We start from the raw sequence: 14849 nt of genomic DNA on the forward strand, positions 1-14849 counted from the left end.
CGTTGGATTTAGGATTACGGTAGGGCGGAACCCAAGGTTTGGGTGTCCGCCTACTTGGTCGTTAAAGAGTTTTTTTTGACGACGTAAATAAAATATGTTTCCCTAGGTTTTAGGGGTAGGCGTAACTCTTTGGTTGAGAGTTATATTTTAGTTATCATTAGCCGATTATTTGTTTTACAGATGTATGGATAAAAACAAATATAGTTGGCAACAAGCGATGGGGCACAATACACGATGAACGCGGTAAGCAAATCGTTCACGGGACGCAAGCGCATTCGCAAAAATTTTGGACGGATTCCAGAAATCGCACCAATGCCGAATCTTATTGATGTGCAAAGGGCGAGTTATGAGGCTTTTTTACAGCGCGATGTAAAGCCAGAGAACCGTTCCTTAATGGGGTTGGAAGAAGTATTTCGTTCGATTTTTCCAATCAATGATTTTGCGGGTAATGGTCGTCTCGAATTTGTAAATTACGAATTTGAAGAACCGAAATATGATGTTGAGGAATGTCTTCAGCGTGGATTGACCTATGCGGCACCTTTGAGAGTCGTTCTTCGTTTGATTGTATGGGACATTGACGAAGATACAGGTTCACGTTCTATTCGCGATATTAAAGAGCAACCTGTTTATATGGGTGATATGCCTTTGATGACGGAAAATGGTACCTTTATCGTCAATGGTACGGAACGCGTTATTGTATCGCAAATGCACCGTAGTCCAGGTGTGTTTTTTGATCATGATGGTGGTAAGACGCATTCTTCTGGTAAGTTTTTATTTACAGCCAGAATTATTCCTTATCGTGGTTCATGGTTAGATTTTGAATTTGATAGTAAAGATTTAATTTACGTTCGTATTGATCGTAAAAGAAAATTCCCTGTTACAACATTGTTGTACGCCCTCGAAGGCGAAAACTCTATTGCATTGCGCGATGCAAAAGCAATAGAAGGTGGGGATGTAGATTCTATTCCAGTACGTGGAATGGATGATGATGAAATTCTTTCTTATTTTTACAATACAGTTACGTTTAAAAAGATCGATAGCGGTTGGGCACGTTCATTCGAGCCAGATGCTTTCCGTAACATGAAGTTATTGGCTCCATTGGTTGATGCTGATACAGGTGAAGTGGTTGCCGATGTTAATGTGAAGCTTACTGCACGCACCGTACGTAAAATTGCAGAAAAAACAAAAAGCGTTTTAGTTCGTAGAGAAGAGTTATTAGGTCGTTATTTTGCTCATGATTTGGTGAATGAAAATACGGGTGAAATTTACGCTGAAGCTGGTGAAGAGCTTACAGAAGCAACATTAGATCGTTTTGAAGAGCTTGGATTAGATGAAATCCCAACTTTGGCTGTAGATAATGTCACAGGGCCTTGGATTAGAAATACATTAATTACAGATAAAAATACTTCCAGAGACGATGCGTTGGTTGATATCTATCGTGTGATGCGTCCTGGTGAGCCACCAACTGCTGAAACTGCTGAATCTTTATTACGTGGATTGTTCTTTGATTATGACCGCTACGACTTATCAGCCGTTGGTCGTGTAAAAATGAATATTCGCTTGGGTGTTCCTGGCGATGACACAATTCGCGTTTTACGTAAAGTTGATATTCTTCGCACAATTAAAATCATGTGTGAACTTAAAGATGGCCAAGGTAGTGTCGATGACATCGATAACTTAGGAAACCGTCGTGTACGTTCTGTTGGTGAATTGATGGAAAATCAATATCGCCTTGGTTTGTTGAGAATGGAACGTGCCATTCGTGAGCGTATGGGATCAGTGGATATTGATACCGTCATGCCTCATGATTTAATTAATGCTAAACCTGCTGTTGCTGCTGTTAGAGAATTTTTTGGTTCTTCTCAGTTGTCACAATTTATGGATCAAACCAACCCATTATCCGAAGTGACCCATAAACGCCGCTTGTCTGCGTTGGGACCAGGTGGGTTGACTCGTGAGCGTGCAGGGTTTGAAGTTCGTGACGTTCATCCAACGCATTATGGTCGTATTTGTCCGATTGAGACGCCTGAAGGTCCGAATATTGGGTTAATTAACTCATTATCCACTTACGCGAAAGTGAATAAATACGGATTTATTGAAACGCCTTATCGCCTGGTGCAAGATGGCAAATTGCAAGATGGATGGAAATATCTATCTGCTATGGAAGAGGACAAGTTAATTGTTGCTCAGGCTGATGCAAAGCAAGATGCTGAAGGTAATTTGACTGACGAGTTAGTTTCTGTTCGTAAGAGTGGTGACTTCCAGTTGGTTAAACCAGAAGATGTGACGGCTTGTGACGTTTCTCCAAAACAATTGGTGTCTGTTGCGGCAGCTTTGATCCCGTTCTTGGAAAACGATGATGCGAACCGTGCATTGATGGGTTCGAACATGCAACGTCAGGCTGTACCTTTAATTCGTTCTGATGCACCTTTGGTGGGAACGGGTATGGAAGCAGCCGTTGCTCGGGATTCAGGAGCAACCATTGTCGCAAAACGGGGCGGTGTTGTCGATCAAATTGATGGCGCTCGTATCGTTGTTCGTGCTACGGATCAGAATGGTTCAACTCAAGGTGTAGATATTTATCGTTTACGTAAATATACTCGTTCGAACCAATCAACATGTATTAATCAACGTCCACTTGTCTATGTAGGGGATCAAATTCAGGCGGGTGATATCATCGCCGATGGTCCATCAACTGAATTAGGCGAATTGGCTTTGGGGCGCAACGTGTTGGTCGCGTTTATGCCTTGGAATGGATATAACTTCGAAGATTCAATCTTAATTTCAGAACGTATCGCTCGTGATGACGTATTTACTTCAATTCACATTGAAGAATTCGAAGTTATGGCTCGTGATACAAAATTAGGGCAAGAAGAAATCACACGTGATATTCCAAATGTTGGTGAAGAAGCACTTCGCAATTTGGATGAAGCTGGGATCGTTTATATCGGTGCAGAAGTTAATCCTGGTGATATTTTAGTCGGTAAAATTACGCCTAAGGGTGAAAGCCCAATGACACCAGAAGAAAAACTTTTACGTTCTATTTTCGGTGAAAAAGCTTCTGATGTTCGTGATACATCTTTGAAACTTCCTCCCGGAACCAGCGGTACGATTGTTGATGTTCGTGTATTCTCTCGTCGTGGTATTGATAAAGACGAACGTGCGATGGCGATTGAACGTGCTGAAATTGAACGTTTGAGTAAAGACCGTGATGATGAATTGGCTATTCAAGAGCGTTCATTCTATAATCGTTTAAGAGAAAACTTATTGGATCAAACTGCTGGTGTTGGTTTCAAAGGGATTCCTTCAGGAACTGTATTAACACTTGACGTATTGTCAGAGCATCCTAAAGGGGCTTGGCGCAATATTGTTGTTGCTGACGATGCAGTCATGGCCAACATCGAAGCAGTTAAACGAGATTTTGATCGTGAAGTTGCTGGGGTTCAAGCACGTTTCAACAATAAAGTTGATAAATTACAACGTGGCGATGAGCTTCCTCCGGGTGTAATGAAAATGGTTAAAGTTTTCATTGCTGTTAAACGTAAATTACAACCTGGTGATAAAATGGCGGGTCGTCATGGTAACAAAGGGGTTGTTTCCCGTGTTGTTCCTGTTGAAGATATGCCGTTCCTTGAAGATGGAACTTCTGTTGATCTCGTGTTGAATCCACTGGGTGTGCCTTCTCGTATGAATGTTGGACAGATTCTTGAAACGCATTTGGGCTGGGCTTGTGCCAATATTGGTAAGCAAGTTAGTCAAGTGGTCGATGATTATGTTCGTCAAGGTGAGAAGAAGCAGGAGCTTTTGAATCGTCTTAAAACAATTTATGGTGAAAAAACTTACCAAGAAAAAATTGTTGATCTTGATGATAATGAGTTGGTCGAATTCTGTAACGATATCCGCAAGGGTGTATCGATCATGACCCCTGTGTTTGATGGTGCAAGTATTCCTGATATTGAAGGCATGTTGACCCAAGCAGGATTGAATCCATCTGGACAAAGCACGTTAATTGATGGTCGCACAGGTGAGGTTTTCGAACGTCCAGTGACAGTTGGTTATATTTACATGCTGAAATTGCATCACTTGGTTGATGATAAGATTCACGCACGTTCAATTGGACCGTATTCCTTGGTTACACAACAGCCATTGGGTGGTAAAGCTCAATTTGGTGGTCAACGTTTCGGGGAAATGGAAGTTTGGGCGTTGGAAGCTTATGGAGCTGCATATACATTACAAGAAATGTTGACGGTTAAATCCGATGACGTTTCTGGTAGAACGAAAGTGTATGAAGCGATTGTTAAAGATCAAGATGACTTTGAAGCAGGTATTCCAGAAAGCTTTAACGTATTGATTAAAGAACTGAAATCGCTCGGTTTGAATGTTGAACTGGAACAAAGTGCTGAATAAGCATATTGATTTGGTTTGTAAGTATTTTAATAAAGAGGTGTTATTTTTGATAACACCTCTATCCCCCAAAGGGTTTATGGCGAATGAATGAACTTATGAAAATTCTTGGTCAATCAGGCCAAGCAATGACGTTTGATCAAATTAAAATTCAATTAGCCTCGTCTGAGCAGATACGGTCATGGTCTTATGGTGAAGTAAAAAAACCAGAGACCATTAATTACCGTACATTTAAACCAGAACGAGATGGACTATTCTGTGCCCGCATTTTCGGGCCTATCAAAGATTATGAATGTTTGTGCGGAAAATATAAACGGATGAAGTTCCGTGGTATTGTCTGTGAAAAATGTGGTGTTGAAGTTACGCTTGCCAAAGTACGCCGTGAACGTATGGGGCATATTGAACTAGCAAGTCCCGTTGCGCATATTTGGTTCTTAAAATCTTTACCAAGCCGTATCGGCCTTATGGTTGATATGACGTTAAAAGATCTTGAGCGTGTACTTTACTTTGAGAATTATGTTGTTTTAGAATCAGGAACTTCTCCTTTAAAACAATATAGCTTGCTTTCTGAAGAACAATATCTTGATGCTATGGATGAATATGGGCATGAAGGTGTAGAAATCAGTATCGGTGCAGAAGCAGTAAAAAAAATCTTGATTAACATTGATTGTGATGTTGATAAGGTTGATCTTCGTGCTGAATTAAAAGAAACAACATCAGAAGTTAAACGTAAGAAATTAGTTAAACGTTTAAAATTAGTAGAAGCATTTGCTGAAAGCGGTTGTCGTCCAGAATGGATGATTATGAATGTTGTCCCAGTGATCCCACCGGAATTAAGACCATTGGTTCCGTTAGATGGTGGTCGCTTTGCTACTTCTGATTTGAATGATTTATATCGTCGCGTTATTAACCGTAATAACCGTTTGAAACGATTAATGGAGCTTCGTGCGCCAGATATCATCGTTCGTAACGAAAAACGAATGTTACAAGAATCTGTGGATGCGCTATTTGATAACGGTCGCAGAGGGCGCGCAATTACGGGTGCAAATAAACGTCCATTAAAATCTTTGGCAGATATGCTCAAAGGGAAACAAGGTCGTTTCCGTCAGAACTTGCTTGGTAAACGTGTCGATTATTCAGGTCGTTCCGTTATTGTTGTGGGTCCTGAACTAAAATTGCATCAATGCGGTTTGCCAAAGAAAATGGCTCTGGAGCTATTCAAACCATTTATTTATTCGAAACTTGAAAAATATGGACATGCTACAACCATCAAAGCTGCGAAGCGTATGGTTGAAAAAGAACGTCCAGAAGTTTGGGATATTATTGAAGAAGTTATTCGCGAACATCCAGTGATGTTGAACCGTGCGCCGACATTGCATCGTTTAGGTATTCAAGCTTTTGAACCTATATTGGTTGAGGGCAAGGCTATTCAATTGCATCCGTTGGTTTGTACAGCATTCAACGCTGACTTTGACGGTGACCAAATGGCTGTGCATGTGCCGTTGAGTCTTGAAGCTCAATTAGAAGCACGTGTTTTGATGATGTCTACCAATAATATCTTAAGTCCTGCAAGTGGTAAGCCGATTATTGTGCCTTCACAAGATATCGTGTTAGGACTTTATTATTTAAGTTTGGATATTCCTGAATTTAAATTGACACCAGATCAAGCAGAATATGATGCAGAAGGACGTTTGATCAAAGAAGGTGCTCCAGTATTTGCAAATATTGGCGAAATTGAACATGCTTTATCAGCTAAAGCAATTAAGTTGCATGACAAAATTCGCACTCGTTATGAAACTAAAGATGCAGAAGGGAATCCTATTACTCAACGTGTGATCACAACAGCTGGTCGTATGTTGATCTCCCAGATTCTTCCTAAACATCCAGCGATTGCTTTTGATTTGATTAATCAACAATTAACGAAGAAATCTATTTCTGATATTATTGATATGGTTTATCGTCATTGTGGTCAGAAAGAGTGTGTTATTTTCGCTGATCGTATGATGGGGCTTGGTTTTGCTTATGCTGCGAAAGCAGGCATTTCGTTTGGTAAGGATGATATGATTATTCCTGATGCTAAACAGGAATTGGTTGCAAAAACAACAGAAGAAGTCAAAGAGTTCGAACAACAATATCAAGATGGTTTGATTACTGCTGGTGAACGTTACAACAAAGTTGTGGATGCTTGGTCACGTTGTACTGACGAAGTTCAGGCTGCAATGATGAAAGAGATTTCACGTGTAGAACCTGGTCAGCGTATCAACTCTGTGTGGATGATGAGCCATTCAGGGGCTCGTGGGTCACCGGCTCAGATGAAACAGCTTGCTGGTATGCGTGGTTTGATGGCAAAACCTTCTGGTGAGATCATCGAACAACCGATTATCGCAAACTTTAAAGAAGGCTTGTCCGTTCTAGATTACTTCACGTCTACCCATGGTGCCCGTAAAGGTCTTGCTGATACGGCTTTGAAAACTGCGAACTCTGGATATTTGACTCGTCGTTTGGTGGACGTGGCGCAAGATTGTATTATTATTGATCAAGATTGCGAAACAGAACGCGGTTTGACAGTGCGTGCTGTGATGGATGGCGGTGAAGTGATTTCATCTCTGTCTGAACGTATCTTAGGACGTACTTTGGCTGCAGATGTTCTTGATCCTGCATCAGGTAAAATTTTGTATCCGCGTAATACTTTGGTTGAAGAGGCAGAAGCTGAAACCATTGAGAAAGCTGGCGTTGAAAGCGTGATGATTCGCTCTGTTTTAACTTGTGACAGTCAAGTTGGCGTGTGTGCGTATTGTTATGGTCGTGATCTTTCTCGTGGAACGCCAGTAAATATTGGTGAAGCTGTGGGTGTTATTGCAGCTCAATCAATTGGTGAGCCTGGAACTCAGTTGACTATGCGTACGTTCCATATTGGTGGGGCTGCTCAAAGAGGGGCAGAACAATCAATGGTGGAAGCATCTCGTGATGGCAGCATTAAAATCTTGAACTTGAATGTGGTTCAAAACAGTCAAGGTTTCGATATTGTGATGTCCAGAAACTGCGAAATTGTCTTATTAGATGAAAATAAAGTTGAGCGCGCACGTTATCGTATCCCTTATGGTGCAAGACTACTGGTTAAAAATGCAGCTAAGGTCACGCGTAATCAGAAAATGGCAGAGTGGGATCCATATACCCTTCCAATTATTACTGAAAAATCAGGTACAATTGAATATCAAGACTTGATCGAAGGTATTACTCTGGTTGAGCGTATGGATGAAGTCACAGGCTTATCTTCTAAAGTCGTGGTGGATTACAAACAAACCAGCAAATCTCGTGATTTAAGACCAAGACTCCAGTTGAAAGATTCAAACGGAGAGGTCATGAAGCTTGCGAATGGCAATGATGCACGTTATTTCTTATCACCAGATTCTTTGTTATCTGTAGAAAATGGTGTTGATGTAAATGCTGGTGATGTGTTGGCACGTATTCCTCGTGAGGGTTCAAAAACTCGTGATATTACAGGGGGCTTGCCTCGTGTTGCAGAGTTGTTTGAAGCGCGCAGACCAAAAGACCACGCTATTATTGCTGAAAATGATGGTATCGTTGAATTTGGTAAGGATTACAAAGCTAAGCGACGTATCGTTGTACGTAATGAAGAAACTGGTGAAGAAACAGAATATCTGATTCCAAAAGGTAAACATATTTCTGTGCAAGAAGGTGACTTTGTTCGTCGCGGTGATCCGTTGGTCGATGGGCCACGTGTTCCCCATGATATTTTGAAAGTTCTGGGTGTTGAAGCTCTTTCAGATTATTTGATTGACGAGATTCAAAGTGTTTATCGCCTTCAAGGGGTGAAAATCAACGATAAACATATTGAAGTGATTGTTCGTCAGATGTTACAAAAAGTTGAAATTACTGATCCTGGTGATACAACCTATCTGGTTGGTGAAACGATTGATCGTCTTGAATTTGAACAAGAAAATATCAAGAGGATGAATGCGAATGAACGTCCAGCTGTGGCATCTCCTGTACTACAGGGGATTACTAAAGCCGCATTACAAACGAAATCATTTATTTCTGCGGCATCCTTCCAAGAAACCACTCGCGTATTAACTGAAGCAGCATCTGCTGGTAAAGTTGATACATTGATGGGTCTTAAGGAAAACGTTATCGTCGGGCGCTTGGTTCCTGCAGGAACGGGTAGCGTGATGAACCGCTTTAGAGCATTAGCTTATTCTCGTGATAAACAAAGATTGGCTGATGCTCGGATGCAAATTCAGTCTAAAGATTCTTTAGATGTAAATATTGCACAAGAAAATGAAATGGAAGACGTGACAGAGGCCGAAAAATAGGCTATAAGAAAACGATTCTATTAATTTCATATTGATCGGGTAGGTCTTGATCTATCCGATCAATTTAAAATACGGGTTATTTTCGTCTTTTGGCGGAAATAAAATGCTTTGTTTCCAACAAGGTCTTTAAGTCTTGCATCTGAAGGTAAATAATTTACCTTGCAAGATTTATGATTTGGTGGTAAATAAAGCATCATTGTTCGTTGAATTAAATACATTTTTATGAAAACAAAGTTCAAAGAAATCCTTTGCTTTTTTTTATATTGGATGTATTCAGTAAGAAGTATCTATCGTTTGTTTAGATACAAGAGTGTTGTAAATGACCGTTAAGTTAATATATATTAAATTGCTTAACCTAGAAATAGTAAGGATCGGGAAAGGCGAATGCCGACCATTAACCAATTAATCGCTAAAGGCCGCGAACCTGCTGCCAAGCGCAATAAGGTTCCTGCTTTGCAGGGATGTCCGCAAAAACGAGGGGTATGTACTCGTGTTTATACAACAACACCAAAGAAGCCGAACTCAGCATTGCGTAAAGTTGCAAAGGTACGTCTGACAAATGGTTACGAGGTGGTGAGTTATATTCCTGGTGAAGGTCATAACTTGCAAGAACATAGTGTGGTCTTGATACGCGGCGGGCGTGTTAAAGATTTACCAGGTGTACGTTATCATATTTTACGTGGTGTCCTGGATACACAAGGTATTGCAAAGCGACGTCAACGTCGTTCTTTGTATGGTGCTAAACGTCCAAAATAAGAGGAATAATAGGCATGAGTCGCCGACACCGCGCAGTAAAGCGTGAGATACTTCCCGATCCAAAATTTGGTGATGTAGTCATCACGCGTTTCATGAATGCGTTGATGTATGATGGAAAGAAATCTGTCGCTGAAAAAATCGTTTACGGAGCATTGGAAACATTACGTGCCCGTGGTGGTGCAGAAGCAGATCCAGTACGTTTGTTTCATGAAGCATTAGATAACGTAAAGCCAGCTGTTGAAGTTCGCTCTCGCCGTGTAGGTGGTGCAACTTATCAGGTGCCTGTAGAAGTTCGTGCAGATCGACGTCAGGCGTTGGCTATTCGTTGGTTGATTGATTCGTCTCGTAAACGTGGTGAAAACACCATGGAAGAAAGACTATCTAACGAATTGTTGGATGCAGTGAATAATCGTGGATCTGCTGTTAAAAAGCGTGAAGATACACATCGTATGGCTGAAGCAAACAAAGCATTCAGTCATTATCGCTGGTAAGTAAACTGAGTTTAGGTTAACCTTTTAACCGAAAATCTTGGGCTGTCCAAGTAACGGAGAGAGAGAATGGCAAAGGCTAAATTTGAGCGGAATAAACCGCACTGTAATATTGGTACTATTGGTCACGTTGACCATGGTAAAACTTCATTAACAGCTGCTATTACAAAAGTATTAGCAGAAGTTGGTGGTGCAGAATTTACTGCATATGATATGATTGATAAAGCACCTGAAGAACGTGCTCGTGGTATTACCATTTCAACAGCACACGTTGAATATCAAACTGACAAACGTCACTATGCTCACGTTGACTGTCCAGGTCACGCTGACTATGTTAAAAACATGATCACTGGTGCTGCACAGATGGATGGTGCTATTCTTGTTGTGTCTGCAGCAGATGGTCCAATGCCACAAACTCGTGAACATATCTTGTTGGCACGTCAAGTTGGCGTTCCTGCATTGGTTGTATTTATGAATAAATGTGACCAAGTTGACGATCCAGAGCTTCTTGAATTGGTTGAAATGGAAATCCGTGAACTTCTTTCTTCATATGATTTCCCTGGTGATGATATTCCTATCATTAAAGGATCTGCATTAGTAGCTCTTGAAGATGGTGATGTTGAATTAGGCAAAAACCGTGTTCTAGATCTTATGAACGCTGTTGATGAATATATTCCTCAACCAGAACGTCCAGTTGATCGTCCATTCTTGATGCCAATCGAAGATGTATTTTCTATTTCAGGTCGTGGTACAGTTGTTACCGGTCGTGTAGAGCGTGGTGAAGTGAATGTTGGTGAGGAAGTTGAAATTGTAGGTATTCGTCCTACAACTAAAACAACTGTTACTGGTGTTGAAATGTTCCGTAAACTTCTTGATCGTGGAGAAGCTGGGGATAATATTGGTGCACTTCTTCGTGGAACAAAACGTGAAGATGTTGAACGTGGTCAAGTTCTTTCTAAACCAGGCGCAATCAAACCTCATAGCAAATTTAAAGCTGAGGCTTATATTCTTACAAAAGAAGAAGGTGGACGTCATACTCCATTCTTTACAAATTATCGTCCACAATTCTACTTCCGTACAACAGACGTAACAGGTGTTGTGCATTTACCAGAAGGCATTGAAATGGTAATGCCTGGTGATAATGCTGCAATGGATGTTGAATTGATTGCACCAATTGCTATGGATGAAGGTCTACGCTTCGCTATTCGTGAAGGTGGGCGTACTGTTGGAGCTGGTGTGGTTGCTAAAATCACAGAATAATTTCTAGCTCTTAAGTTTGGATTCTCAGTCAGTTTTCTGGCTGGGAATCTTGTTGCTATATAGGATCGGCTTTTTAGATCCGTTATTATGATTAGGCAAATAGAAGATGGAAAGCCAAAATATCCGTATTCGCCTCAAAGCTTACGATTACAGAGTGCTTGACAACAGCACCAAAGAAATTGTAAATACAGCGAAGCGTACGGGGGCGCAGGTAAGAGGACCAATTCCTTTACCAACGCATATTGAACGGTTTACAGTTAACCGTTCTCCTCATATCGATAAGAAGAGTCGTGAACAGTTCGAAATTAGAACTCATCGACGTTTGTTAGATATTGTTGAGCCTAACCCGCAGACCGTGGATGCTCTCATGAAACTTGACCTCGCCGCTGGCGTGGATGTCGAGATAAAGCTATAAGGTCCAGACGATGCGTACAGGATTGATCGCAAAAAAGTTGGGGATGACCCGACTATTTAAAGAGGACGGCACACATGTGCCAGTCACTGTTTTGCACTTAGATGAAGTGCAAGTAGTAGATACTCGTACACAAGACCGTGACGGCTATACAGCTGTTCAATTAGGTATTGGTAAGGCTAAAGTAAAGAACGTTAGTCAGCCAAACCGGGGTCACTTTGCACGAGCAAAAGTTGAGCCAAAACAGAAGCTTGTTGAGTTTAGAGTTTCTGAAGATGCGTTACTTGAATCAGGATCAGCATTGACCGCTGCACATTTTGTTGAAGGTCAAAAAGTTGACGTAACCGGAACCAGCAAAGGTAAAGGTTTCGCTGGTGCGATGAAACGTTGGAATTTCCGTGGTTTGGAAGCAACCCACGGTGTTTCAGTGAGTCACCGTTCACATGGTTCTACAGGTAATCGTCAAGATCCTGGTAAAACTTTTAAAAATAAGAAGATGGCAGGGCATTTGGGTGATGAAAGAGTTACCACTCAAAATTTAGAAGTCGCTGCTGTAGATGTTGAGAAAAATTTGATCATGATTAAAGGTTCAGTGCCTGGTGCAAAGAATGGCTTTGTCCTCGTACGTGATGCGATCAAGAAAGCCCGTCATGCGGATGCACCATTTCCTGCTGCATTAGCAACGGTAGCAGAGAAAGGTTGAGGGAAATGGATGTAGAAATCAAAACCCTCGATAATGGAAGTGCTGGTAATATCACGCTTCCTGCTGAGTTATTCGAAGTTCAACCTCGTGCAGATATCATGGCGAGAGTTGTTCATTGGCAGCTTGCAAAACGCCGTGCTGGTACGCATAAAGCTAAAGGACGTGGTGAAGTTTCTGGAACTACCAAAAAGCCATTCCGTCAAAAAGGTACTGGTAACGCACGTCAAGGTTCTTTACGTGGCCCACATTTCCGTACTGGTGGTGTTGTTCATGGTCCAGTTGTTCGTGACCACGGATATAGTCTACCTAAGCAAGTAAGAAGACTTGGATTAATTTCTGCTTTATCACAGAAATTGTCAGAAGGAAAATTGGTCATAATTGATCAAGCTAATGGTGTTGCTAAAACCGCTGAATTGGCTGCAAAACTAAAAGTGTTAGGTTGGAATTCTGCATTGATTGTGGATACAGCTGTTGATGAAAATTTTGGTCACGCAGTAAGAAATATCCATTCTGTAGATATTCTTCCTACGATTGGTGCTAACGTTTATGATATTTTGAATCATGATGTTCTAGCTATTACTCGTGCTGCAGTTGATGGGTTGAAGGAGCGCTTAGTATGACAAATATTCTAGCTCTTCGTCGCAAAGCGGAAACAATGTCTCGCGAAGCGATGTTTAATATCATTCGTGCGCCTTTGATTACTGAAAAAGCAACGATGCTATCTGAAAAAAATCAAGTTGCTTTTAAAGTGGCTCCAAATGCAACAAAAACACAAATCAAAGTAGCAATCGAAACTTTGTTTGGTGTTAAAGTATTGGGTGTCAATACTCTTGTATTAAAGGGTAAAACTAAGAGATTCAAAGGTCGTTTAGGGCGTCGTTCTGATATTAAAAAAGCGTTTGTTCAGCTTGCCGAAGGTCAATCAATTGATTTGACCACCAAGCTGTCTTAAGCGTAAGGTAGGAATTAATGGCATTAAAGCATTTTAATCCAGTTACTCCAAGTCTTCGTGGAACGATTTTAATTGATCGTAAGGAGCTTTGGAAAGGAAAGCCAGTTAAAACGCTTACTGAAGGTAAGAATAAAACTGGTGGTCGTAACAACAATGGTCGTATTACCTCTCGTTTTATTGGTGGTGGTCATAAACAATCTTATCGTTACGTTGATTTCAAACGTCGTAAGTTTGATATGCCTGCAACCGTTGAACGTTTGGAATATGATCCAAACCGCACAGCCTTCATTGCTTTGATTAAGTATGAAGACGGTGAGTTGTCTTATATTTTAGCTCCACAACGTTTAAAAGTTGGTGATGTTGTTGTTGCTGGTCGACGTGTAGACGTAAAACCAGGAAACGCAATGCCTTTGGCTGCTATTCCTGTCGGAACAATTGTTCATAATATTGAACTTAAAGAAGGTGCTGGTGGTAAACTAGTTCGTTCTGCTGGTACATATGCGCAATTGGTTGGTAAAGACGCTGGTTATGCACAAATTAAATTGCAATCAAATGAATTGCGTTTAGTTCGTGGTGAATGTATGGCAACTGTTGGTGCAGTATCAAATCCAGATAATATGAACCAACATTTTGGTAAAGCTGGTCGTACCCGTTGGAAAGGACGTCGTCCTCATAACCGTGGTGTCGTGATGAACCCTGTTGACCATCCACATGGTGGTGGTGAAGGTCGTACTTCAGGTGGTCGTCATCCAGTTACTCCTTGGGGTAAACCAACAAAAGGCTATAAAACTAGAGTCAATAAACGTACGGATAGCTTGATTATCCGTCGTCGTAAGACAGGTAAATAAAGGGGCGAATAAAAGATGGCAAGATCCGTCTGGAAAGGCCCGTTTGTAGACGGGTATTTATTAAAAAAAGCTGAGGCAGCTCGTGCTTCTGGTCGTAATGATGTGATTAAAATTTGGTCACGCCGTTCAACCATTTTACCACAATTCGTTGGTTTGGTTTTCGGTGTTTATAATGGTCACAAATTTCTGCCAGTGCAAGTAAGTGAAAATATGGTAGGTCATAAATTCGGTGAATTTTCTCCTACACGTACTTACAATGGGCATGCTGCAGATAAGAAAGCAAAGCGGGGCTAGTTATGAGTAAACCAAAGCATCCACGTGCACTTTCTGAAAACGAAGCTCAAGCAGTTGGTCGTAATATCAGAACTAGTCCACGTAAATTGAATTTAGTTGCAGGTTTGATTCGTAACGAACCTGTGTCTCAAGCGTTAGCGAAGTTAACTTTTTCAAAGCGTAGAATTGCTCAGCAAGTAAAAATAATACTTGAAAGCGCGATTGCGAATGCTGAGAATAACCATCAGCTTGATGTTGACCGTTTGGTTGTGTCTAGAGCTGAGGTTGGTAAAGCTATGGTTATGCGTCGTTTTCATGCAAGAGGTCGTGGACGTTCAGCACAAATTGAAAAATTCTTTAGCCATATAAAGATCGTGGTTGCAGAACGTGAAGACAACGATGAAGGAAAGGCAGCATAA

At 41.1% G+C, this 14849-nt stretch carries 12 protein-coding genes; all 12 read left to right on the plus strand.

Annotated elements, in window-relative coordinates:
- The first annotated feature begins 234 nt into the window (after positions 1 to 234).
- Positions 235 to 4407 carry a DNA-directed RNA polymerase subunit beta gene (gene rpoB / locus PQG52_RS00850; RefSeq protein ID WP_271828154.1) on the plus strand — a complete coding sequence of 1391 codons (4173 nt, stop codon included), beginning with the start codon at positions 235 to 237 and terminating at the stop codon, positions 4405 to 4407.
- 83 nt (positions 4408 to 4490) lie between these two features.
- Positions 4491 to 8738 carry a DNA-directed RNA polymerase subunit beta' gene (rpoC, locus tag PQG52_RS00855; RefSeq protein ID WP_271827478.1) on the plus strand — a complete coding sequence of 1416 codons (4248 nt, stop codon included), beginning with the start codon at positions 4491 to 4493 and terminating at the stop codon, positions 8736 to 8738.
- Positions 8739 to 9122: 384 nt separating this feature from the next.
- The gene (gene rpsL, locus PQG52_RS00860; protein ID WP_003621118.1) at positions 9123 to 9494 is read left to right on the plus strand and encodes a 30S ribosomal protein S12; all 372 of its coding nucleotides are present in this window, start codon (positions 9123 to 9125) and stop codon (positions 9492 to 9494) included.
- A 14-nt stretch (positions 9495 to 9508) separates the two neighbouring features.
- Positions 9509 to 9985 (plus strand): 30S ribosomal protein S7, encoded by a 477-nt coding sequence (gene rpsG, locus PQG52_RS00865; RefSeq protein WP_271789347.1) that lies wholly within the window; start codon positions 9509 to 9511, stop codon positions 9983 to 9985.
- 66 nt (positions 9986 to 10051) lie between these two features.
- Entirely contained in the window at positions 10052 to 11242 is a 1191-nt protein-coding gene (gene tuf, locus PQG52_RS00870) for an elongation factor Tu (RefSeq protein ID WP_271827479.1), read from the plus strand.
- 106 nt (positions 11243 to 11348) lie between these two features.
- On the plus strand, positions 11349 to 11657 hold the full coding sequence (gene rpsJ, locus PQG52_RS00875; RefSeq protein ID WP_040363643.1) for a 30S ribosomal protein S10: 309 nt from the start codon (positions 11349 to 11351) through the stop codon (positions 11655 to 11657).
- A 10-nt stretch (positions 11658 to 11667) separates the two neighbouring features.
- Complete coding sequence (gene rplC, locus PQG52_RS00880; RefSeq protein WP_271827480.1) at positions 11668 to 12357, plus strand: 50S ribosomal protein L3; 690 nt, start codon at positions 11668 to 11670, stop codon at positions 12355 to 12357.
- A gap of 5 nt (positions 12358 to 12362) precedes the next feature.
- Positions 12363 to 12977 (plus strand): 50S ribosomal protein L4, encoded by a 615-nt coding sequence (gene rplD / locus PQG52_RS00885; protein WP_271801017.1) that lies wholly within the window; start codon positions 12363 to 12365, stop codon positions 12975 to 12977.
- Positions 12978 to 13012: 35 nt separating this feature from the next.
- Positions 13013 to 13309, plus strand: a complete 297-nt coding sequence (locus tag PQG52_RS00890) for a 50S ribosomal protein L23 (protein ID WP_271789535.1) — start codon at positions 13013 to 13015, stop codon at positions 13307 to 13309.
- 17 nt (positions 13310 to 13326) lie between these two features.
- The gene (rplB, locus tag PQG52_RS00895; protein WP_271827481.1) at positions 13327 to 14157 is read left to right on the plus strand and encodes a 50S ribosomal protein L2; all 831 of its coding nucleotides are present in this window, start codon (positions 13327 to 13329) and stop codon (positions 14155 to 14157) included.
- Between the two features lie 15 nt (positions 14158 to 14172).
- A complete protein-coding gene (gene rpsS, locus PQG52_RS00900) occupies positions 14173 to 14451 on the plus strand; it encodes a 30S ribosomal protein S19 (protein ID WP_271827483.1) in 279 nt (92 codons plus the stop codon).
- A 2-nt stretch (positions 14452 to 14453) separates the two neighbouring features.
- Positions 14454 to 14849, plus strand: coding sequence for a 50S ribosomal protein L22 (gene rplV, locus PQG52_RS00905; protein ID WP_271827484.1), 396 nt, complete (start codon positions 14454 to 14456; stop codon positions 14847 to 14849).

Source organism: Commensalibacter communis (genome assembly GCF_947179105.1).
Lineage (GTDB): Bacteria > Pseudomonadota > Alphaproteobacteria > Acetobacterales > Acetobacteraceae > Commensalibacter > Commensalibacter communis.